The following is a 23,409-nucleotide window of genomic DNA, read 5'->3' as shown; positions in this document are numbered from 1 at the left end:
TAGATATCAATGGGGTTTAAAAAAGATGACTCCTGTTCAATACAGAAATCATCTTCTTAAATCAGCGTAGACTTTTTTTTAGATTGTCCTTGACAAAGGGTACACATTATTACCAGAGGGTGTTATTATTATTATTCAACTTTTCTAAGGCTTTTAGATATTTCTATAATTCTACTATCATTATATAATACTTTCATACTTATACTATTTACATCAATTTGTAACCTGTCAATTTTATCATCAATAATCGTGATATGTTCAGTATTATCTTTATATCCATCCAAAAGAGCAACACCTGTAGGAATAAGTTTTCCATCTATCGTTACACCTATTTTTTTAACCTCATTTTCAAGGCTATCAAGTCTATTTTCAAGCTTATCAAATCGTTCAGTGTGGATTTTATCATTATTTTTTATGTCTTTAAAACCTTCTTGCATTTCTGAATACATTTTGGTCATAAATTCAAACATTTTATCATCACTCATATTAGCACCTCATTTTTATATTATATCATTCTAAATTGCAATTGAATATCTTTTTTTAGATCAGTTATTTTCTATTAACTCATCCATATTATATATTTTATTGTTATTAGTTGTATTCTTAATCTATCCTTTTAATAATAATTTACCCTCAGAAGTTAGGTTGTTAAATCATCTCCTGGGTCGCTGCAACAGCTTTGAAGAAGATGCATTAACGACTTCAGAAGGAGATTTATATTCAAACTGAAGTTTTCTATTTATTAGGGTAGGTAACCCACACTTATAGAAGTGGGAGACTTGCCTTCTGAAATGTCGTTAAAATTAATTACTATATTGTTCAATATTTTCCAAAAATCTATGAAATTTATATCTTAGTCTAATAGAAATATAGCTGCGATAATGTGTTTAGACTCATGTTAATCCTCCTAAGTATAACAAATTTTTGCCTGAAATAATATATATTATAATAATATTGTTACCAGAATACGAACATATATTCGCGTAACAAAAGAGTTTATTAATATAGAATTAATAGGAGTTATTTAATTATATTGTTGTTAATATCTAGATTAGAATCTTGTAAAATCTTATAAAAATCTAATAAGAATTTAATTAAGCAAATAATATTAATTGCTAATAACCAACTGAAATCACTGAGGTGTAGTGAGTTAAATCATCTCCTGTGGAGCTGAATCATTAACGACTTCAGAAGGAGATTTATAATTCCACTGAAGTTTCTTATTTGCTAGGATATGTAACGCTTGCTTGTAGAAGTGGGGGACTTTCCTTCTGAAATGTCGTTAAATTTAAGTTAAAAATGCTATGAAATCTAATTAAATTTAAATCATTTAATAATTATTGATGATGAGCTTAGGCGTTATTCATCAGTATGGAAAAAGCCTAAAATCTTTAATACTTTAGAAAAAGGATATCTTTAAGATTTTTTTATCAATAAATAGTACAAAAGCAACGCTATAATCACAGTAACCAGACAACCAGTGCCCCTAGCAAGCCAAACATTTATCTCTGTCTTTTCTAATACGTCAGCTACGAACGAACCAACTCCTACTGATACTATTACTAAAACAATCTTTTTTATCACGCTCTCCACCTCTTCCATTATCTATAACTGGTTTTCATAAACTAAAACATATTTTATTAATTTTATGCCACAAGTTGTCCATTTATTAATATCTATGTAAATATTATTATCCTGGAACAGCAGGCGCTTTAATTATTAAATCTGGATCGTTATGGACAAAAGTAATATTTATTGCTCCAATTATTTCTTTTTTTCTATATTTTTCTTCAATATTGTGGGGGAAATTTTCTGCTAGTTCAATGCTTTCCTTAATCAGACTAAATCCATTAGTATTAAGTCGTTTTAATAATTTACTTACATCCTTAGCTTCTATTTCAAAATTAATACATATGGCTGCATTTGAAAACATAGTATGATTCATAACCCATCCTGAACCGCTATTGATACAGCTAACGGCGTAATCAATCATATTATTTCTATTTTCTTTTGTAATACATGCTACGTTTATATATTTGGGTATCATTTTATCACCTCAATTGAATTAAGACATAAAAAACTATATATTAATTATACTACTATTGCCTTATATCAGGGTAATCTCATTTTATTATCTTATTAAAGATTTATGGTTGGCTTGGAATAAACGCATTAGGATTAGAATATGGATCATACTCAATTTCAATTTTAAAAAAATATTATTTAATACAATCTATGATATTGGGTAACCGTTTTATAAAAAGAATCATAATTTTTCAAAATAGTTAATGAGGATCTTTAACTATAAATGGTTGACTAATCAACTAAATGATGATATTATATTAATGGAAAAGTGATGAAATAATGTGAATATGGATTGAAATTTTAGTTGAAGGAACAAGTGAAGAGAAAATAGGGTAATCTATAGAACTTTTAGAACGAGTTTTAAAAAACAGAAAAAAATATACGGATGAATGTGTTGAAAGGATGAATAGTGTTGAGCGAGACAGAAAGTAGAGTATTAAAAAATAGATGGCTTATTTTAATTAATGTAGTACTAGCAGTATTTATGTCAACTTTGGATGGAAGTATTGTTAACGTGGCGTTGCCAGTTATGTCACAAAAAATGAATGTTAGTATGGGAGAAATAGAATGGGTGGTTACCAGTTTTCTTATAACTATAGTTGCAACAATTTTAATATTTGGTAGATTAGGGGATATTATAGGTAAGACCAAAGTATTTAAATATGGACTTCTTTTGTTTACCGTTGGTTCATTATTATGTGGGTTTACTGATTCCCTTACCATATTAGTAATAGCAAGAGTTATACAGGGAATAGGAGCATCCGCAACTATGGCTACTAGTCAAGGAATTATAACTCATGTATTCCCTCCAAATGAGAGAGGAAGGGCACTTGGTGTTATAGGAACTTTTGTTGCATTAGGGGCAATGATAGGTCCACCACTTGGGGGAATAATTGTTTCAGCTGTAAGCTTTAAATATATTTTTTTAATAAATGTACCAATAGGTATTATAGTATTTATAATGACTATTAAAATATTTCCTAAATCAGGTGAAGCAAAGAATGAAAAAATGGATGGAAAGGGTGCAATATTGTTTGCAATATCTATGATAGCATTATTTGCAGCTATTGGACAGGGACAAATAACAGGATATAATAATCCTATAATTATTGAAGCGTTTATTGTTTCAATAATTACATTTATTCTATTTATATTTGTGGAGAAAAAATTAAAACTTCCACTACTTGATTTAAATATATTTAAAAATAGTTTGTTTTCAATAAGTATAATATGTGCTTTTATAGCATTTGTAGCAATAAGTGCATCAAATATTATATTACCCTTTTATTTTCAATATGCGAAAAACCTTTCACCAGCAGTAACGGGGCTACTTATGATGGTATCACCAATTGTTTTGGCAGTAGTAGCACCATTTAGTGGATATTTATCGGATAAGATTGGTTCTTTAATTCTTACATTATATGGACTTATATTTACCAGTTTAGGTTTCTTACTAATAGCTACATTAAATATAAAATCATCATTGGTCTTTCTTATGTTTTTTATAGTAATAATGACTATTGGAAATGGAATGTTCCAGTCACCTAATACTTCATTGATTATGTCAACAGTATCAAAAGACAAGCTTGGTATAGCAGGAAGTATAAATGCATTAGTAAGGAATGTAGGCTTGGTTTCAGGTACTACACTGTCAACCTTATTATTATATAATAGGATGAGCCATAAAATAGGATATAGAGTTATAGATTATGTGAATGGTAGAGCTGATGTATTTATGTATGGAATGAGGTATGTATATTTGTTTGCAGGTATATTATCTGCAATAGGTGCTGTAATAACAGGAATAAGATATTATAATAGTAGAAAAAATAAAACTAATCTAGGAGATTTTATAAGGAAGGACTTGAGAAGCTAAAAAAATAAATATAAGGATAAGGCCCTTCATAGAGAAAAATTCTATGAGGGGTTTCATTTATTCATAGACTTTATCGTTTTATTAAAACAAGGATTAGTAGGTGAGCAAAATGTGTATTATGAACTTAAGAACTCATTTATACCAATGTTATGTTTACATGATATTCGAATTGAATATCATGATTATGTTGCTCAAATTGATTTTATTATAATCACTAATAAATTTCTAATGGTATTAGAAGCTAAAAAGCTTAATGGAGATATTGAGATTACATCAGGCGGTGATTTTATAAGAAGCCTAAAAAGCAATTCTGGTAAGGTGTTTAAGAAGGAAGGAATGTATAGTCCAATATCTCAGAATGAACGTCATGTTAATATATTAAGAGAAATGTTGTTAAAGGAAGGTATTATAAAAACTTTGCCAATAAAATCTGTGGTTATACTTGCAAATCCCAAAACAATTATTAATAAGAATAAGGCTCCAAAGAATATTCAAGATAATATATATAAATATGACCAAATCACAAATCTGTTAAAAAAGGAACTTGGGAATGATAAGAATACAAAAAACATGCTTGAAAAATACATGTACCAAATATCAGATTTCCTTGTTAAAAATAATAAACCAATAATAATGAATAATAAGGATAAATACTCATTAACTAAAGAAGATTTTGTGGGAAATGAACAAGTATGTAATACTGAAAAGCTTATTAAGCAAGTTGAAAAAGTACTTCAACAAGTTAAGGGATTTAGAATAAAGAAGCTTGAAAAATATGGTGATGGAATATTAGAAATAATAAATAGAGGGGAATAATAAAAATTTTATAAATAGTTAATTTGTTTTTAATAGGATGTGAAAAAGATGACAAACTTAAAGGATTATATGAAAAGCTTATTGCTAGGATGAAATCAATATTAATACTAACAATCGATTTAAATAAGATCAATTTGTTTTGCTAATTTAAGTAATTATTTATCTTGCTTGTATAATATTTATTATTAACTGCAAACAATTCTTTACAAATATCGATTGCTATGTTATTGTTTACTTATAAACAAAGTAACAGAATTTAATTAAAAAAGTACTAATTTCTACTTAGTTATAATAAAATATATATAGATACATAAAGGGAGGAATAAATATGAAAAAATTATTTAAATGTACAGTTTGTGGTTATGTAAGTGAGGGTACTTTAGAAAAATGTCCTAAATGTGGTGTAGATGCAAGTAAATTTGAAGAATTGAGCAGCGAAGCAGCTGAAAAAATTTATCGTTCAGATAAATCAAATGATATTCATATGGAAATCATTGCGTTAGCTGAAAAAATAGCATTCCTTAGTCAAGAAGGAATAGAAGATAATCTTGATCCTAAATGTTTAGCAGCTTTTACACAAGCAAAAGATGAAGCTTGGACTATAAAACAAAGATCAAAGGCTGAACTTGCAGGACATATGAGTTTAGGTAAATGGTAAAATAGCAGGATAGTTTTTCTGCTTCAAAGCAAAATTATGTAAGGTGCCTAAACCTTGGGAATAGTTAGTAAAAAAATAAAATAAAAAAGTTTAAAAATAGAAAACAATACAAGGGATTTCTAATCAGGAATCCCTTGAAACATATCTAAACTAAAATAGTTAATAAAATAGGTTAACAAGCCAATAAAAAGTCTCCTTAATTATGATACAATTACCAGATAATTGTTATTGTAATTAGAGGAGGAAATAATATTGATTATAATTAATAAGAGACAACATTATTTTAAAGAAAATCAAATCCAACAATTCTTAAAATTATTTCATAAAGATTATATACCTAAAACAATATTTAAGAAGATGATGATAGAGCAAAAGAATATATTTGATCTAAAAGTGTAGGATTTTAATAGAATTAAGTACGATTTGAAAACTAGACCTAGTAGAGTTCAAATGTATACTTACATGGAGGATGATCTCTATAATGTAATAAGATCTAGAGGAGAATTAGTTATTTAATGATTATTTAGGTTTTCTAAATAAGATAAATGAGCTTTCAACAGAAGAAAAACTGTTATTAAATGCTAAAGCTTATGAATTTCTAAATACTATTGAGAAAACGACCATGACTAAGACTTATAAAATGCCTTTACTCTTAGCATTCTATAAGGATGTAAATGTTAACTTTTGTTTGAATAATGATTTAGTTAAATTTATAAAAAATCCAGAATTTAGAGCTCATTTTAAAGATATTATTGATTATAGGACTAGAAGATTTTATAAGGAAAGACTTGAGAAGTTAGAAAAATAAATACGATGACAAAACCCTTTATAGAGAAAAACTATGGAGGGTTTCATTTATTCATAAACCTTTTCAAGTACTATGCCTTTTTCAAAGCCGCCTCTTTCTGCTTTTTTTTCGTTTCTTTTGTTAATTAGATCTTCCTCAGAATATCCAAGAGCATTTGCAAGTCCAAATAAAACTTCCATAACATCAGCAAGTTCTTCTAGATTTTTAGCTTCTAGATATTCGGAAACTTCCTCGTTTAATTTACGTTCAAGTAAGGGGAAAACTTCTTCTTTTTTAGCATAGTGGATATCAAAGGGTTTACCAGAAACTTTTATAATTTCAGGGATTTTATCTCTAACTAGTTTGTTGTATGTTTTCATGGGAGCCTCCTAGGGGTATTGTTTATTGCTTTATTATAGCATAGGTGCTGATAAGATTAATGGAGAGAGAGAACTATGTTTTATTCATTTAATAGAATTAGAAGGCATTTTAAATTTTAAATATGACATTATTCTCTTAATTTAGCAATGCTAATGTGATAGAGTAGTTTTGATGAAAGTTAAAAAACAAATTGCATTTACTTTTGCTATAATAAATCATGATTATGTTGCTCAAATTGATTTTATTATAATTACTAATGGTATTAGAAGCTAAAAAGCATAATGGAGATATTGAGATTACATTAGGCGTTGATTTATAAGGCTAAAAGGCAATTCTGGTAAGGTGTTTAAGAAAGAAATCATAAGTTAATTATTGATACAAAGTAAGGATATGGGATAAAGATTTTACAAATAGTTAATTTGTTTTTAATAGGATGTGAAAAAGATGACAGGCTTAAAGAATTTTATAAAAAGCGAGAAAGATGCATCTATTGACCTAATAAACATTAAGGAAATAGTTGGATGTTTGCCAATTAATAACTTGATAGATTCAAAGATTTTCTCTAGGCTTTTGGACGATGACAAGATGGTAGCTAGCTATAAAATGTATTGGTTGCTTGGAATATTAGAGGAAGTTAGCATTGGAAATACAGAGATTGAGTTTAAAAAGCTTATTGCTAGGATGATAGTATCTGCTTGGTACCCACAACAACAATTCAAATTAAATTTTGGCTTTTCTGATAATTTGAAAAAACCTATTGGTTATGTAGCAATGAGGAATGAGTTCCCAGTCAATTGCAATGAAAAAGAACTATTGAACTTTTTATATAAAAGTGAAGATAAAGAATTGAATAAAATGATGAAGGAACTTACTTATAATGTACCCTATAGATTGTTATCTCCCTTTTTTAAAGTTGCTGAGTTTAAAAATCCCTTAATTGTGGATTTATCACAAGATAGTGAAACTTGCTTGTACAAAATAATCAAAGGTGAGAAGGACAAAATAGTAATTAACGACTGTTGGATAACTTATTTGAAGGAAAATTACAGAGTAATTAAAGCATGGATTTACTATAAGCTTGTATGTTTTTTGCAAAAGAGGAACCCTAATGTACCGGCTATTGTTTTTAAACTTGAGGCACCAAAGAGAAGGATGCTTAAAGAAGCAACAGATTTGTGGAAACAAATAATCAGTGTTAATAAATTAAAAGATATATATACTGGCGCTGAATTCAGCAAAGCTGCATTTGAGGAGCATGGTGTTCTTAGTATAGATCATTTCATTCCCTGGAGTTTTGTTCTACATGATCAAATGTGGAATCTCGTGCCAACCTTTAAAAATGTTAATAGTAAGAAAAGTGATAAATTGCTCTTATATGATAATTACATAGATAATTTTTGTAGTACTCAATATAAAGCATTTTCCTATATTTGTGAAAAGAAAATAAAGCACAGTCTTGAAGAATATGTGGACGTGCTAAATCTAGAGAATCCATATGAATACTTTAAACATAGTACGCAGGAAAGCTTTAGTAAAAATATTAAACAATGCATTTCTCCATTGTATCAAATTGCATTAAATCAAGGATTTCAAGTGCTTAATAAGGTTATTTAGAGGAATCATAATTGACATAAACAACCTATTTTGATATTTTAAAATGCTAAGAAGTAGAGCATCAAGTGGTGTTTCTATTAGAGGAGTTGTGGATAGAGATATAAAAGATGAAAGTTATTATTCACACACAGATAGTTTTATTAGCAAGATAGGAAAAGAAAATATAAAAACAGACTATTTATGTTTTCAGAGCTTCGAATCTAATATGGCGACTGATAAGAAAAATGAAGGAATTAATATTTAGAGTGCACCTGAGTAGTAAAATATATTTATATTGTACTAAGGTTAAATATAATAATGGCTATAAAATATTACATAATAAAAAATAAAACCTTACTTTGAAATATTCTTTTCAGTATCTGTTGAAAAATCAGGGTATCATAAAGCTATAGTATTAAGCAACTTGGAACAGGCGGCAAACGCAGTGGAACCATAAGATAATGTGTAAGACCATTCAATAATAGTTTCATGATACAATTCTTAAATCATGAGTAAGTACATGGGCAGAAGATGTTTAAATAGAGCATAGGCTAAAAAGTCTAATTACTTCGAAAATTTATTGGAATACGACGTAAAAATACCGTAAAATTCAATTATGAAAAATATGGCATTTTGGAATCTATTCAGTTAATTTTTATTGTTTAATATCTTAGTAAATAAATCTGATGCACTTAAGTCCAGACATGTTTAATGCTATTTGAGCTTTAATTACTGATTTAATATTTTATAATTAAAAAATGACAACATATAGGTGTACACAATAACATTTGTTTTTGACTACACTTTAAATGCTTCAGCGATGATTGATTTACATTGCATTTATAAGGTGATTGCTAGGTTTTCAAGAAAAAGAATCAATAATACAAACTTATAAATTTATACTCAATTTTAGCTCTGATTTAAGAAAAAATGGTGAAAAACATATAGAAGAGTATTGAATTAGAATATTTATTTTACTGTATTCTAAAATTATATATGCAATATTAGGCTGATTAATTATATAAAAAGTTAGCCTGATTTGACTTATACATGGATTTAACTTATATTATTTATATAAAAATACTAATGCAGCAGTTATAATGAACCTTAACATATGATGTATTTAAATTTGTTAATTAATTGACTTGCAGCATGGTATTTTTATTTGTTTAAAAATATGAATATCATTGTTAATTAATTTACTAGCAAATAAAATTATTGACAAAGTGTAATATTAAGTCTATATTTACAGTATACAGAAAAAACATGTAAATAAATAGTACGTTTTACATTAAAACCAAGAGAAAATATTATAATATGTTTGAAAATAAATAGAATTGAGGTGAAAAAATGAAGGTATGGCAATTAGCATTAAAAGTTTACATCAAAAAAAATATTAAAATGGAAGAAAGCCAAGTCGAAATAAGTAGAATTATAGACAGCTGCTTAGCTAAGGAAAAAGATTTCCTAAAATTTCATAGTATTAACCAATATAAAAATTACACATTCTCTTCCTTTTACCCACTAGAAAAAAACAAAGTCTACCTAGCTGGTAAAATATATACAATAACTTTACGAACTGTTGATGAAAAAATAGTAAATCATTTTAAAAAGTTCTTAGATAATGAAAGTAGTGATATGTTAAAAGCTTTATCAGTAGAAATAAAAACTGTTCCTAAAAAATATATTGAAAGAATTTATTCAATTACGTCAGTTGTTGCAAAGTTCGAAAATGGATATTGGAGAACAAATGAAAGCTTAGAGTCGTTTGAAAAAAGGTTAAAAGAAAATTTAATAAAGAAATATAATGATTTTACAAATCAAAAAATTAATGAAGAATTTGACTTATTTACTTTTATGAAATTTGAAAACAAAAAGCCAATATCAACAAACTATAAAAACATAAAAATGCTTGGAGATAAATTAACCTTAAATGTTTCTGAAAACAAATTAGCACAAGAGTTAGCTTATTTTGCTCTTGGGACAGGCTTGTTAGAAATGAATGGACGTGGATATGGTTATGTAAATTATAAATGGTTATAGGAGGTGAAACTGATGCTAAAAGACTGTCTAGAGGTCTTTGAAAAGATATATAGTAAAGAAGGAGAAAAACTCATAACGGACAGTTATGTTTTAGGAGAAGGAAGTTATGTCTTAGTTGATAAAAATGGGGAGATTATAGAAATATTAGAGGTTGATAAAAGAAGCTCTGATAAAACAGGCAGATACTATGATTTCGCTGAAATGAATTATTTCTCTAAACTAGTTTCTATTGATAAACCTATAGATCAAAAAAAAGTTATACATAGCAATAATTTTTTGAGCTTTTTTATAAAGAAAGAAAATATAACTAATGGAAAGTTGACTGAGGATATCATAGATAATTATTATGAAATACTAAAAGATCCAAGAATAAAATACAAAGATAAAAAGAAAAAAAGAATGTATGAATTAGCAGAGGATAAGTACGGAAAGGTAGATAATGATTTATTAGAAAAACAAAAATTATGGATTAAAACTAATATTTCTTCAATTTTAGAATTGAAGAAAGTAAAGAATGGTAAAAATTACTTAAAAATATTTTTAGAATGTGATATTGCTCAATACAAAAGAGAAAGTGAAAAATATGTAATACCTAATATTTACAATAATACCCAATATAATATAGGAATGAATAATACAACATATGGATTGCCCAATGATAATATGGGCTTGAATTCCAAAAAACCATACTTGGATAATAAGACAAGAAAAAATTCAACACCCTACTTAATCTCATTAGAAGAAGTAATGTTACAAAAAAAATTCTTTGATTTTTTATATAATAAAGTATGTGAACAAAAAAACAATATTTATATTGGTAATGGTGAAATTAATTCTTTATCTAATGATCAGAATTTGGATAAAAAATTCTCAGGATATTTTTTAAGAATAAACAAAGGTAAGGAACTTGAAGTCCTTGATTTTGATACAATTGTTGGATTAGATAATAAACTAAAAGGCTTATTTATTGACACAATTATCCCTATAGATTATATAAAATTCAAGGGCTCACTTAGTGATAACTATAGAGAAATCAAAGAAATTAGCACGCTTAAAATGCTAATTAGTAATATTTATTTCAATAAATTTTTAACTAACAACTACTTTTCAGATCCTAAAGACATAAAATTAAATGACTTTAGGATTAAAGAAAATCTTATAAAATCAAGAGGCGCTTTTTTTAACTGGTTTTATAAGGGAGATACTACAATAATAAAACAAATATTTGATAAAACTTCAATGGAACTTATTAAAAACACAATATGTAATGATTATATGATAAAAGCGAAGGAACAATTTAATCTTAGATGTGCGATTTTAAATTATTTAATAGGAGGAGAAAAAATGGCGGATATTTTAAATGGACTTGCTAGTAGTTTAAGAGAAAAGATAAATAATAAACAAACTGATAAAATTGAAAATGACAATGAATATTACTTTGCAGTAGGGCAAATTTCAAGTTACTTATTATCTAAAAGTAAATCAGGCAAAAAAATGCATTCTCTTATCAATCCACTTTTAAATTGCAAAACTGACGAAAAATTAAAAGCGCAATTGCAAATGCTATTTAGAAAATATAATTATGATATTCAGAAAGAGAGCAAAAGATTTAATAATTTTAGTGCCATGGTACTTGGCTATCAGGCTGAAAGCAAAGTTAATGATAATATGTTAGTTGCAGGGTATCTATATAGTAGTTTAATTTATGAGAGTAAAAAAGAGGAGGAGAATAAAGATGGAGAATAGAGTATATGGTGTTATAGGAATAAAATCAATAATGGCAAACTGGAACGCAGATTTTAGCGGTCAACCTAAGTCAATATCAACAGGAGAGATATTTGGTAGCGATAAAGCGTTAAAGTATCCTATGAAAAAAATGTGGGAGAATAATGGTGAAAAGGTTCTTTATATAAAGTCTTTAAAAGTTGAGGAAGATAAAAAAGAGGGAATTAAAATGAATCCCAAATCTTTAAAGGAAAGATATGAAGAACTTTTTGAAGTAAAAGATTTAAAGGATGAAAAGGATTCTAAAAAAGTTACTTCAAATTTATTTAATGCCATAGATGTAAAGAATTTTGGAGCAACATTTGCAGAACCAGGAAAAAATATTTCTATTACTGGAGCAGTTCAAATAGGTCAAGGATTTAACAAATATGAAGATACAACAGTTGAAGAACAGCAAATACTTTCACCATTTAGAGATGGTAAGGTAAAAAGTAATGGTAAAAAAGTGATTAATGAAGATGGTAGTACAGAAATACAAGAAGCGAGTTCAACAACACTAGGAACAAAAATAGTAAGTAGCGAAGCACATTATTTCTATCCTTTCGTAATAAATCCTATTGCATATAAAAACTATATAGAAATGGGCGAAACACAAGGGTACACAGAAGAGGACTATAAAAAATTCAAAGAAGTAGCTCTTGTTTCTGCCACTGCCTTTAATACAAATGCAAAACTAGGTTGTGAAAATGAATTTGCTATTTTTGTGGAAACGCAGAAGGACTTATATTTACCAGACTTAGCTCAATACATTGATTTTACTAAGGTTAATGGACAGGATATTATTACTCTGAAATTTGAACAACTTTTAAATAAGCTATCTTATAGAATACTAAATATTGAAATTTACTATAACTCTTATAAAACAAAATTAGAAGGGAATATAAACAAAGCTAAATACTTTAATATATTTACAAGAGAAGAGGTATAGAAAATGAAGGCTTTAAAATTTACTTTGTCTGGAGAGACGGCTTTTTTTAAAAAGCCTGATGTAAATACCTACTTATATTTTACCTATGGGAATATTCACAAGGTAGCCATTCTAGGGCTTGTAGGAGCTGCAATTGGACTTGCAGGTTATAATTTTCAAGAAGGAAAAGAATTTCCACAGTTTTATAGTGAATTAAATAATTTAAATATCGCGATTGCGCCTAAAAATGAAAGGGGATATATTCCTAAAAGGGTCCAAGTATTTAATAATTCTGTGGGATATGCATCACAAGAACAGGGTGGAAATCTTATAGTTAAAGAACAATGGCTTGAAAAACCTAAATGGGATATATATATATTAATTGATAATAACCCAAACATGGATAAAATAACTCATAGCTTTTTAGAAAATAGTTTTCAATATATGCCATACCTCGGTAAAAATGATCATTATGCGAATATTACAGAGGCAGTGCTCGTGGATATTAAAGAAACTACTAGCTTTGAAAAGGTAAACAGTTTATTTATTAGGGAGCATTTTGAATTTAAAAAGGAGGAGAAAAAAATTTTTGATTCAGGTTTTCAGCATGAGGATATGTGGAAATATGAGGAACGCTTGCCAATAGCACTTGAAGGTAATCAAAATCAATATATAACAGTTCCATTTATTTTCACAAATATGAAAGTTAAGCCCAAAGAAAGTTGTAAGGTATTTGCTGAATCTGAAAAAATATTATTTTTCTTTTAGGTGATATACATGTATTTTGATAATATAAAATTATTTAATATTAAAGAGGAAGTAAGTAATTTAGATAATATTTTCGCTCATATGAAAGATGAACACACTAAAGATGAACACAAAGAAAAATTAGTTGATCATATGAACCTGGCATACAAATATTTTTTGAATATATGTAAGGAGAAAAACTTGGACAATGTATTTATGAATATAGAAAAAAAATTACTTACGGATTTAAGTAATGAGGGTAAGGCATTTTGGAAAGAACTTTTGTGCAACACAATATATATGCATGATATTGGAAAAGTAAATTGCAATTTTCAAACTAGAAAAATGAAAAATAAAAAATATAAAGATTTTCCTAATTTTGATTCTAAACATTCAATGTTATCTGCATGTATATATTTTGATTACTATTTTAAAAAGTTTATTGATATAAAAGAGAATGGTGACAAACCCATTCTCTTAACCTTTTTACTTCTAAATAGTTATTTAATATCTAAACATCACGGAATCTTAGACAATTTTGCAGGCTTTAAAGATAAATTCATTGATGGATTTAAGAATTATAGAAAAATAGAAAATGTAAAAATATATAAAGATTATAAAGGTAAATTGAGTATAACTCCTGATAATATAACTGATTATATGGAATGTTTAGAAGATACAATTGTTAGTTTTGAGGATGAAGAGTCCTGGAAATCTATTGATGTATATATTTATACAAAATTAGTCTTTTCCCTTTTAGTTTCAGGAGATTTCTATTCTACTTCCCATTATCAAAGTGGTAAGGGTACGCAAAGCTTTGGTACTATTGATAACATAGAAAAATATTATAATATTTATAAAGACAGGGATATATACAAAAGCACTGAAGTCTATAAGGATTATTTAAATGGAAAAACTAAAAACCCTTTTTCTAAAGGTGATATAAACGAGATAAGGACTCAGCTATTTATAGATTCAGAGGAAGCACTTATACAGCATAAAGAGGAGAATATATTCTATTTAGAGGCACCAACGGGTAGTGGAAAAACAAATACCTCAATAAATCTAGCTTTTAAACTTTTAGAAAATAACAAAAATTTGAATAAGATTTTTTATGTTTTTCCATTTAATACATTAATTGAGCAAACTAAAAATTCTTTAGATGATATATTTGAGAATAATGAAGAAATAAAAAGACAAATTGCTGTAATTAATTCAGTAACCCCCATTCAGGTGGATGATATTGAAGAAGATAATGGTCAAATAAAAATCAAAGGTCTTAAGCATAAAATTGATTATAATAAAGCCATTCTCGATAGGCAATTTTTACATTACCCTATAGTATTAACTAGCCACGTAAATTTTTTTAATTACCTTTTTGGAAACAGTAGGGAAGAGGTTTTCCCTATAACACACATAGCAAATAGTGTTGTAATACTTGATGAAATACAAAGCTATAAAAATAGTATTTGGAAAGAAATAATAATATTTTTAAAAGGCTACTGTAAGCTTTTGAACATCAAGCTAATCATAATGTCAGCAACCCTTCCAAAGCTTGAAAAACTTGTAGGTGCTGAAACAAAATTTGTGAATTTAATTGAAAATAGAGAAAAATATTTTTCAGATCCATTATTTAAAGATAGGGTTAGTTTGGATTTCTCATTATTAGATGAAGAAGATGACCCAAGGGGAGTACTTATAAATAAAGTGGTGGAATGCACGCAAGTTGAAGGTGAAAATATATTAATTGAGTTTATAAAGAAAAAAACCGCTTTAGATTTCTTTAAGAATTTAAATGAAATTGAAGAACTTAAATCCTTAGGTAAGAAGATAATGTTAATAACTGGTGATGATAATAAAATAGACAGAAATAAGATTATAAACACTGTAAAAACTGAGAAAAATATTATACTTGTGGCAACCCAAGTAATAGAAGCTGGTGTAGACATCGATATGGACATAGGATTTAAAGATATATCTATTTTGGATGCTGAGGAACAGTTTTTAGGACGAATTAATCGTTCATGTAAAAAGAAAGGTTCTTTAGTTTATTTCTTCAACCTGGATGATGTAAGCTCTGTTTATAAGGGAGATCGTAGAAAAGATAAAGAAATTACTTTGAGTACAATAGCTATGAGAAAAATTTTAAAACTAAAGGATTTTGAAAAATTCTATGAAATCGTTATGGAAAATTTAGATAGTGATAAACTAAGAAAAGACTCTAAAAATATAAAAGATTTCAGGAAAAATATAGTGGCGAAGCTTGAGTATAGAGAGATAACAAAACGAATGAAATTAATTGATGATGATGATAAAGTATATAGAGTTTTCTTTAATAAGAAAATTGAAGATGATAGTGGACTTGTAATAATTGGATCAGAAGTGTGGGATGAATATAAGGATATTTTGCAAAATACAGATTTAGAGTATGGAGAAAAGAGGGTAAGGCTTTCAAGAATCTTAGCAAAATTAGATTATTTTACTTATGCGGTAAATAGAATGACTGTTTCCTATAATGATATTCTGGGTAATATTTATTACATACAAGATGGTGAAAAATATTTTACTGATGGTAAATTTGATAGGGGACTATTTAATGAAAATGAAAAAGCAGAAATTATAGGATGGTAAGAGGTGAAATATGAAGATTACAGGTACCTTAATTAATTATTATTTTCATTGCAAACGCCAATGCTGGCTACTAGGTAATAGGATTAACTTAGAGGATAATAGTGAGGATGTTAGGATCGGAAAAATTCTTCATCAATTAAAAAATGAAGGTAAGAAAAATACGGAAATAGCTATTGATAATGTGAGAATAGATAAGATAACTGAAGAATATTTAGTGGAAATGAAAAAATCTGATGCAGATACAGTGGCTACTAAGTGGCAAACATTACTTTATCTTAAAATCTTAAAGGATAAAGGCGTTGAAAAGATTGGCAAAATAGAATATCTAGAAAAAAACAAACAAGATAAGAAAATTGTTTTAGTAGAACTAACCAAAGAATATGAGCAGCAGCTAGAGATTCTAATTAAAGAAATTGAAGACTTTGTCACAATGGATAAACCTCCACAGCCAGAATTTAAGCCCAAATGTAAGAAGTGTGCTTTTTATGAATATTGCTTTATTTAGTTAGATCTTAAAGACGTTAATATTGCATCTTAGCATAAGATGAGCATCTGTGAAGATGATTATTTAATATTGAGAGGGAGGGGTTACTACGAGTAAATATACTAGATATATTATGTCCATGGGGGCTCTTAGCAGGAAAGATAATTCTATAATGTTTAAAAATGAAAAAGGTAATAATTATATACCGATTGAATCTACAAAAGAATTATATTGTTTAAATGAAATAAGTATGAATACAAAGTTTTTAGATTTTATAGCAAGAGCTGGAATTACTCTTCACATATTTAATTATTATGGTAATTATAGTGGTAGCTTTTATCCAAAGGAACAATTAGTCAGCGGGAACTTAACTGTAAAACAAGCTAAGGCATACCTAGAAGATAGAATAAAAATAGCTAAGGCTTTTGTTCAGGGGATAGGGGATAACATATATGAAGTTTTATATCATTATTACAAACATGATAAGAAAGAGCTTAAAGGGACTTTAGACTGGATAAAAAAAGAAGTGCCAAAATTTTTAAGCAAAGACTTAGATATAAAACAGATTTTATTTATCGAGGGTCAAATCTGGATGAGGTTTTACGAAAGTTTTAAATATTTTCTTCCAGAAGATTTTATAATGAATAAAAGAGTAAAAAGGCCACCCGATAACCCAATAAATGCTTTGATTTCTTTTGGTAATTCAATTTTGTATACTAAGACTGTATCTCAAATATACAATACTCATTTAAATCAAACTATTAGTTTTTTACATGAGCCAAGTGAGAGAAGATTCTCGCTTAGCCTAGACCTTGCAGAAGTATTTAAGCCTGTAATAGTTTATAAATGCATATTTGAATTAGTTAATAATAGAAGGATTCAAGTTTCTAAACATTTTGATAAAAAATTAAATTACTGTTTATTAAATGAAGCAGGTAAGAAGATTTTTATTGAAGCTATAGAAGAAAGATTTAGTGCTGTGTTTGATCATCCAATATTGAAACGCAAAGTAAGCTATGAAACCGCAATAAAACTAGATGGTTATAAATTGATTAAATTTTGCTTGGAGGGCAAAGAATTTAAGCCTTTTAGTCTTAAGGAGATGAGGTAGTATGGCAAAAAATATAAATTATAATTATGTTTTTGTTTTTTATGATATAAAAGAAAAACGGGTAAATAAAGTGTTTAAGGTTTGTAAGAAATATTTTAAGCATCATCAAAAATCTATTTTTAGAGGTACTATTACACCGGCTAATTTAATAAAATTAAGGTCTGATTTAAAAAAAGTAATTAATGAGAAAGAAGATTTCATTAGTATTATAAAAATGATGAACGAAAAAAGCTTTGGAGAAGAAACAATAGGGGTAAATATTGAAAACAGTGAAGCTTTAATTTTATAATGAGTTTTTACCAACCTCATTTAAAATTAAAAAGACGAATGCTATTGAAAATAAAGGGATTTCCACATATTATCCTGAATTATATAAAGATAACTTAATAGGTTGGTAAAAAACAATGAAAATCAGCTATACATGGAATAAGAAGGGTTTCTAGCTTTAAAAACTACCTGTTTGTCTTACTTGAACCTTAACATGAGATGTATTTAAATATTTCTGACGAGACTATAACTATAGAACAGGCTTTAACTTGAACCTTAACATGAGATGTATTTAAATAGGTTATATTAATGGACTCAAAAGTAAAAACTTACTTGAACCTTAACATGAGATGTATTTAAATATTGCAAGTAGTTGTAGACTTAAGGCACTCGTAAGAGCTTGAACCTTAACATGAGATGTATTTAAATAAAATTAGGACATACAGTATGTAATGTTACTCCAACCTTGAACCTTAACATGAGATGTATTTAAATGCAATTAACATTTATATCACCTCTTAATAAATAGTTCTTGAACCTTAACATGAGATGTATTTAAATCAAGTTTGCATTAGGTTTAGCAGCATTAGCAATAACCTTGAACCTTAACATGAGATGTATTTAAATATTATTAAGCCTGCTATTGAACCAATAACAATTTCTTGAACCTTAACATGAGATGTATTTAAATTAATAAAAATAGGGTAAACAGTAAGCTGTATTAACTTGAACCTTAACATGAGATGTATTTAAATTACGTTAAGGAGGTGATCAAGTGATAACAAGTGATGCTTGAACCTTAACATGAGATGTATTTAAATAAAATTAGGACATACAGTATGTAATGTTACTCCAACCTTGAACCTTAACATGAGATGTATTTAAATTAACAAATTTAACTGCAACAGCTGATGGTTATGACTTGAACCTTAACATGAGATGTATTTAAATATATCTGTTTTAGTGTCCTTGTCTTTCGCGCTAAGCCTTGAACCTTAACATGAGATGTATTTAAATGTACTTAAATCTTTATTGTTGCTTAAAACGTCTGCCTTGAACCTTAACATGAGATGTATTTAAATGCAATCAAATAAGTAAGTTAGTTCGTGAATTTTTAGACTTGAACCTTAACATGAGATGTATTTAAATTACTAATAAATTCATTAAGTGCTATGTTGAGTTCATCTTGAACCTTAACATGAGATGTATTTAAATGTTTCTAACCTTAAAGCTTCGGCAACTCTTTCTTCTTGAACCTTAACATGAGATGTATTTAAATCCGACAGCCATTATATCACTTGCACCTTCTATAGTTACTTGAACCTTAACATGAGATGTATTTAAATTAATCCAACCGTTAAGTTGTCCAGAACTAGCACCCTTGAACCTTAACATGAGATGTATTTAAATGAAAAAAGATTGAATATAAAATATATCCAAAACTTTTCTTGAACCTTAACATGAGATGTATTTAAATTTTATAACATTCTCTAATTCATCTAATGTATGTTCACCTTGAACCTTAACATGAGATGTATTTAAATGAGTTAGAAGAAAAGTGCCTAGGTTTAGAAATAGACCTTGAACCTTAACATGAGATGTATTTAAATGCTTCTAGTACATTATGGAAAGCAATTGCTTCGGCAGCTTGAACCTTAACATGAGATGTATTTAAATGAAAAATTATAAAAGAGAAGAAAGAAAATTGAAAGCTTGAACCTTAACATGAGATGTATTTAAATGTTGTCAAGGAATCCTTTACTGCTCACAATTTAAAACTTGAACCTTAACATGAGATGTATTTAAATTTAAATGCAAACCCTTGTATATTTAAGGGATTAGTCTTGAACCTTAACATGAGATGTATTTAAATTAACAAATTACATCCGTTAATTACACAAATATTTGCTTGAACCTTAACATGAGATGTATTTAAATCCTGTAGTAATCAATGCCCCTACGGTGCCTGTAATAGCTTGAACCTTAACATGAGATGTATTTAAATCTAATAGTTGCTAGTCTATTACCTATATTCTTTCCCTTGAACCTTAACATGAGATGTATTTAAATATATCTCTACGACCATACATTCCATCAATTCTTATACTTGAACCTTAACATGAGATGTATTTAAATAAAGAAAGCACTAGAGGACAAGGAAAGAAAGCTATCTTGAACCTTAACATGAGATGTATTTAAATGACTTACCAGTTGACTTATCTGTCAATTTTGTATTTCTTGAACCTTAACATGAGATGTATTTAAATAATTTTGTTTTTTAGTGCTGTAAATAGTTATTTTAACTTGAACCTTAACATGAGATGTATTTAAATTGCCCTCTGTAAGTATCACAGGCTTATCTGTGTCTACTTGAACCTTAACATGAGATGTATTTAAATGACTTAAAAAATTTGGTTTTTGCATATATAGAAGCTTGAACCTTAACATGAGATGTATTTAAATAAGTGTAGAATTAGCACTTTGCGGAACGATTGATGCTTGAACCTTAACATGAGATGTATTTAAATGAGAAAGTAAAACTATCTTTAATAAAGCAATTAACTTGAACCTTAACATGAGATGTATTTAAATTAATAAATTCACCGCACTTTTTACAACTTGAACCAACTTGAACCTTAACATGAGATGTATTTAAATTTTTCTACAGTTGCTTTTAACTGTTTTTCTAAATGTCTTGAACCTTAACATGAGATGTATTTAAATGTGTCTAGGCTTAGCTTCTGCTTTACCAGTTCCCGCTTGAACCTTAACATGAGATGTATTTAAATTAAGCTGGTACCTGGCTTCTAACTTCTTAGCTGCTGCTTGAACCTTAACATGAGATGTATTTAAATGTGCAGCGTACATATATAACCGCACCGCCTTCTACTTGAACCTTAACATGAGATGTATTTAAATGCATCTATTAAAGGTAATCTTTCAGACATATCTTTCTTGAACCTTAACATGAGATGTATTTAAATCCATTTGCGTGACCTCACGAATATGGTCATTTACCCTTGAACCTTAACATGAGATGTATTTAAATCAATTATCTTTAGCAGTAACTACCAAAGAATATCACTTGAACCTTAACATGAGATGTATTTAAATGCATCCACCACAGGTTTTTTATCTAGCACTAGAAGACTTGAACCTTAACATGAGATGTATTTAAATTTGCATTTATGGCCTGAAACATTAGGTCCGCTTGTTCTTGAACCTTAACATGAGATGTATTTAAATAGGTAATGTAATAGGCAATGAGCAATATGCAAATTCTTGAACCTTAACATGAGATGTATTTAAATTACTTTCGGTCTTCTATTCGGTCCGCGAATTCTAGCTTGAACCTTAACATGAGATGTATTTAAATAGTAGAACACGCCAGCGTTCGTAGTATTGTTCCAGCTTGAACCTTAACATGAGATGTATTTAAATTCGTAAATGACCGTATTTTTACCGCCTGTTGCTGCTTGAACCTTAACATGAGATGTATTTAAATAAAGTAAAGATTTTAGTATACCAGTTAGTAAATATTTCTTGAACCTTAACATGAGATGTATTTAAATTACTTTAATCATACTTTAATAATAAAAAAAAGAATACTTGAACCTTAACATGAGATGTATTTAAATTTGTTACACTGTTACACTTTTAAAAAAACTACATGTCTTGAACCTTAACATGAGATGTATTTAAATTAAAAACTACGACTTCTTTATCCGATATTTGTTTACCTTGAACCTTAACATGAGATGTATTTAAATAAGTTTGGGGTATAGAGTAAATGCATCTAATGCCTTCTTGAACCTTAACATGAGATGTATTTAAATATTATAGCTGATAAAGTTTCATCCTTATATATTTTACTTGAACCTTAACATGAGATGTATTTAAATATCGTTCCATTCAATTCATTACTATCTATGTGTATCTTGAACCTTAACATGAGATGTATTTAAATGCGCTTCCAGTAATCTTTATCTTGAATCCATTAGCTTGAACCTTAACATGAGATGTATTTAAATGCAAGACTGATCCCCTCCTCCATACGATTCATGTTGCTTGAACCTTAACATGAGATGTATTTAAATCCACATAGGTACTCAATGGTAACTCCAAAGTATTGACTTGAACCTTAACATGAGATGTATTTAAATTTTTTGGCAGAGGATACATTGGTACAGAAAATTCAACTTGAACCTTAACATGAGATGTATTTAAATGGCGGAGAAAAACTATTACCTAAGACAATGTCTACCTTGAACCTTAACATGAGATGTATTTAAATACGGTTGGAAGACATGATTAATGCTACACATATAGCTTGAACCTTAACATGAGATGTATTTAAATATATAATGGCTAGATTTGATATACAAATGGATGTACTTGAACCTTAACATGAGATGTATTTAAATTTAGTTTGTATAGAAGCAGGGTATAACAATGTTGTACTTGAACCTTAACATGAGATGTATTTAAATAAGACAAGTGGAGTTGGTACATCATATTAAACCATCTTGAACCTTAACATGAGATGTATTTAAATGCTATTGCAATATTTTTAAATGCTTTTCTTAAACTACCTTGAACCTTAACATGAGATGTATTTAAATAGACGTTGTTGGATTTGGTAATGGTAGTGATCCACCTTGAACCTTAACATGAGATGTATTTAAATCGAAAAGAGTTTGGAACTAACTAAGTACAATATAAACTTGAACCTTAACATGAGATGTATTTAAATAAAGTAGCTACTAAAGTTTCAGCTATTACTACGAACTTGAACCTTAACATGAGATGTATTTAAATTTGAAAAAGTAAGGGAAATATGGTCTAAAGTGGAGTCTTGAACCTTAACATGAGATGTATTTAAATGGTGTATTCTTTCACAATAATCTTTCAAGTATTGGCCTTGAACCTTAACATGAGATGTATTTAAATGTAAGCCAGCCTGAAGGAACAATGGCAGTGGGGATGCTTGAACCTTAACATGAGATGTATTTAAATATATTGGGTATACGGTCATTACGTTCATAGTTACCCTTGAACCTTAACATGAGATGTATTTAAATCATATTGAATAATTCTCCAAACTAGCAATATAAGTTCTTGAACCTTAACGATAGTGTTAACTAACCTATGAAAAAACTAGATTGAAAATTTTAAGATTTAAATTGTACTTTGAAAAGTGAAAATATATCTAAAAGGAATGAAACATTAGTTTTGTTA

18 protein-coding genes and 1 CRISPR repeat array are annotated in these 23,409 nt (G+C 28.0%); of the genes, 14 read left to right on the top strand and 4 right to left on the bottom strand.

The annotated features are described in order from the left end of the window. Positions 1–131: 131 nt before the first annotated feature. The 3 genes from KPL37_RS16225 to KPL37_RS16215 all read right to left on the bottom strand — a co-directional run bounded on the left by KPL37_RS16225 (position 132) and on the right by KPL37_RS16215 (position 2,047). On the bottom strand, positions 132–485 hold the full coding sequence (locus KPL37_RS16225; RefSeq protein ID WP_216151052.1) for a hypothetical protein: 354 nt from the start codon (positions 483–485) through the stop codon (positions 132–134). 931 nt (positions 486–1,416) lie between these two features. After that, a complete protein-coding gene (locus KPL37_RS16220) occupies positions 1,417–1,584 on the bottom strand; it encodes a hypothetical protein (RefSeq protein ID WP_216151051.1) in 168 nt (55 codons plus the stop codon). A 106-nt stretch (positions 1,585–1,690) separates the two neighbouring features. After that, complete coding sequence (locus tag KPL37_RS16215) at positions 1,691–2,047, bottom strand: hypothetical protein (protein ID WP_216151050.1); 357 nt, start codon at positions 2,045–2,047, stop codon at positions 1,691–1,693. A 450-nt stretch (positions 2,048–2,497) separates the two neighbouring features. On the opposite strand from KPL37_RS16215, the gene KPL37_RS16210 reads away from it, so the two are divergent. The 4 genes from KPL37_RS16210 (at position 2,498) to KPL37_RS16195 (ending at position 5,834) form a co-directional block, all read left to right on the top strand. After that, entirely contained in the window at positions 2,498–3,961 is a 1,464-nt protein-coding gene (locus KPL37_RS16210) for an MFS transporter (protein WP_216151048.1), read from the top strand. A gap of 63 nt (positions 3,962–4,024) precedes the next feature. Further along, positions 4,025–4,777, top strand: coding sequence for a nuclease-related domain-containing protein (locus KPL37_RS16205; protein ID WP_343216295.1), 753 nt, complete (start codon positions 4,025–4,027; stop codon positions 4,775–4,777). 328 nt (positions 4,778–5,105) lie between these two features. Further along, a complete protein-coding gene (locus KPL37_RS16200) occupies positions 5,106–5,435 on the top strand; it encodes a rubredoxin-like domain-containing protein (RefSeq protein WP_216151045.1) in 330 nt (109 codons plus the stop codon). Between the two features lie 252 nt (positions 5,436–5,687). Then, positions 5,688–5,834 (top strand): hypothetical protein, encoded by a 147-nt coding sequence (locus KPL37_RS16195; RefSeq protein ID WP_216151043.1) that lies wholly within the window; start codon positions 5,688–5,690, stop codon positions 5,832–5,834. 456 nt (positions 5,835–6,290) lie between these two features. On the opposite strand, the gene KPL37_RS16190 is transcribed toward KPL37_RS16195, so the two are convergent. Beyond that, positions 6,291–6,602, bottom strand: a complete 312-nt coding sequence (locus tag KPL37_RS16190) for a nucleoside triphosphate pyrophosphohydrolase (RefSeq protein ID WP_216151042.1) — start codon at positions 6,600–6,602, stop codon at positions 6,291–6,293. A gap of 466 nt (positions 6,603–7,068) precedes the next feature. Here KPL37_RS16190 and KPL37_RS16185 point away from each other — a divergent pair, with 466 nt between their 5' ends. The 10 genes from KPL37_RS16185 to cas2 all read left to right on the top strand — a co-directional run bounded on the left by KPL37_RS16185 (position 7,069) and on the right by cas2 (position 18,193). After that, complete coding sequence (locus KPL37_RS16185; protein WP_425514045.1) at positions 7,069–8,217, top strand: HNH endonuclease domain-containing protein; 1,149 nt, start codon at positions 7,069–7,071, stop codon at positions 8,215–8,217. A gap of 43 nt (positions 8,218–8,260) precedes the next feature. Beyond that, complete coding sequence (locus KPL37_RS16180) at positions 8,261–8,461, top strand: hypothetical protein (RefSeq protein ID WP_216151038.1); 201 nt, start codon at positions 8,261–8,263, stop codon at positions 8,459–8,461. Between the two features lie 1,085 nt (positions 8,462–9,546). Further along, the gene (gene cas6, locus KPL37_RS16175) at positions 9,547–10,239 is read left to right on the top strand and encodes a CRISPR-associated endoribonuclease Cas6 (protein WP_216151036.1); all 693 of its coding nucleotides are present in this window, start codon (positions 9,547–9,549) and stop codon (positions 10,237–10,239) included. A gap of 12 nt (positions 10,240–10,251) precedes the next feature. Then, complete coding sequence (locus KPL37_RS16170; RefSeq protein ID WP_246578337.1) at positions 10,252–11,985, top strand: CRISPR-associated protein Cse4; 1,734 nt, start codon at positions 10,252–10,254, stop codon at positions 11,983–11,985. Continuing rightward, positions 11,975–12,952, top strand: a complete 978-nt coding sequence (locus KPL37_RS16165; protein ID WP_216151035.1) for a type I CRISPR-associated protein Cas7 — start codon at positions 11,975–11,977, stop codon at positions 12,950–12,952. The genes KPL37_RS16170 and KPL37_RS16165 overlap by 11 nt, the downstream gene beginning before the upstream one ends. A 3-nt stretch (positions 12,953–12,955) precedes the next feature. Next, entirely contained in the window at positions 12,956–13,699 is a 744-nt protein-coding gene (gene cas5b, locus KPL37_RS16160; RefSeq protein ID WP_216151034.1) for a type I-B CRISPR-associated protein Cas5b, read from the top strand. A 9-nt stretch (positions 13,700–13,708) separates the two neighbouring features. Continuing rightward, on the top strand, positions 13,709–16,309 hold the full coding sequence (gene cas3 / locus KPL37_RS16155; RefSeq protein WP_216151033.1) for a CRISPR-associated helicase Cas3': 2,601 nt from the start codon (positions 13,709–13,711) through the stop codon (positions 16,307–16,309). 10 nt (positions 16,310–16,319) lie between these two features. Then, positions 16,320–16,814: a CRISPR-associated protein Cas4 gene (gene cas4, locus KPL37_RS16150; RefSeq protein ID WP_216151032.1), complete on the top strand. Its 495-nt coding sequence runs from the start codon at positions 16,320–16,322 to the stop codon at positions 16,812–16,814. A gap of 112 nt (positions 16,815–16,926) precedes the next feature. Next, positions 16,927–17,904, top strand: a complete 978-nt coding sequence (gene cas1b, locus KPL37_RS16145; protein ID WP_216151031.1) for a type I-B CRISPR-associated endonuclease Cas1b — start codon at positions 16,927–16,929, stop codon at positions 17,902–17,904. Between the two features lies 1 nt (position 17,905). Next, complete coding sequence (gene cas2 / locus KPL37_RS16140; RefSeq protein WP_216151030.1) at positions 17,906–18,193, top strand: CRISPR-associated endonuclease Cas2; 288 nt, start codon at positions 17,906–17,908, stop codon at positions 18,191–18,193. 179 nt (positions 18,194–18,372) lie between these two features. After that, positions 18,373–23,252: a CRISPR direct-repeat array (repeat unit 30 nt; unit sequence CTTGAACCTTAACATGAGATGTATTTAAAT). Between the last annotated feature and the right edge of the window lie 157 nt (positions 23,253–23,409).

Origin of the sequence: Clostridium frigoris (genome assembly GCF_018861865.1) — a bacterium.
Lineage (GTDB): Bacteria > Bacillota > Clostridia > Clostridiales > Clostridiaceae > Clostridium_AD > Clostridium_AD frigoris.
This window is presented reverse-complemented; position numbering and strand designations above follow the sequence as displayed.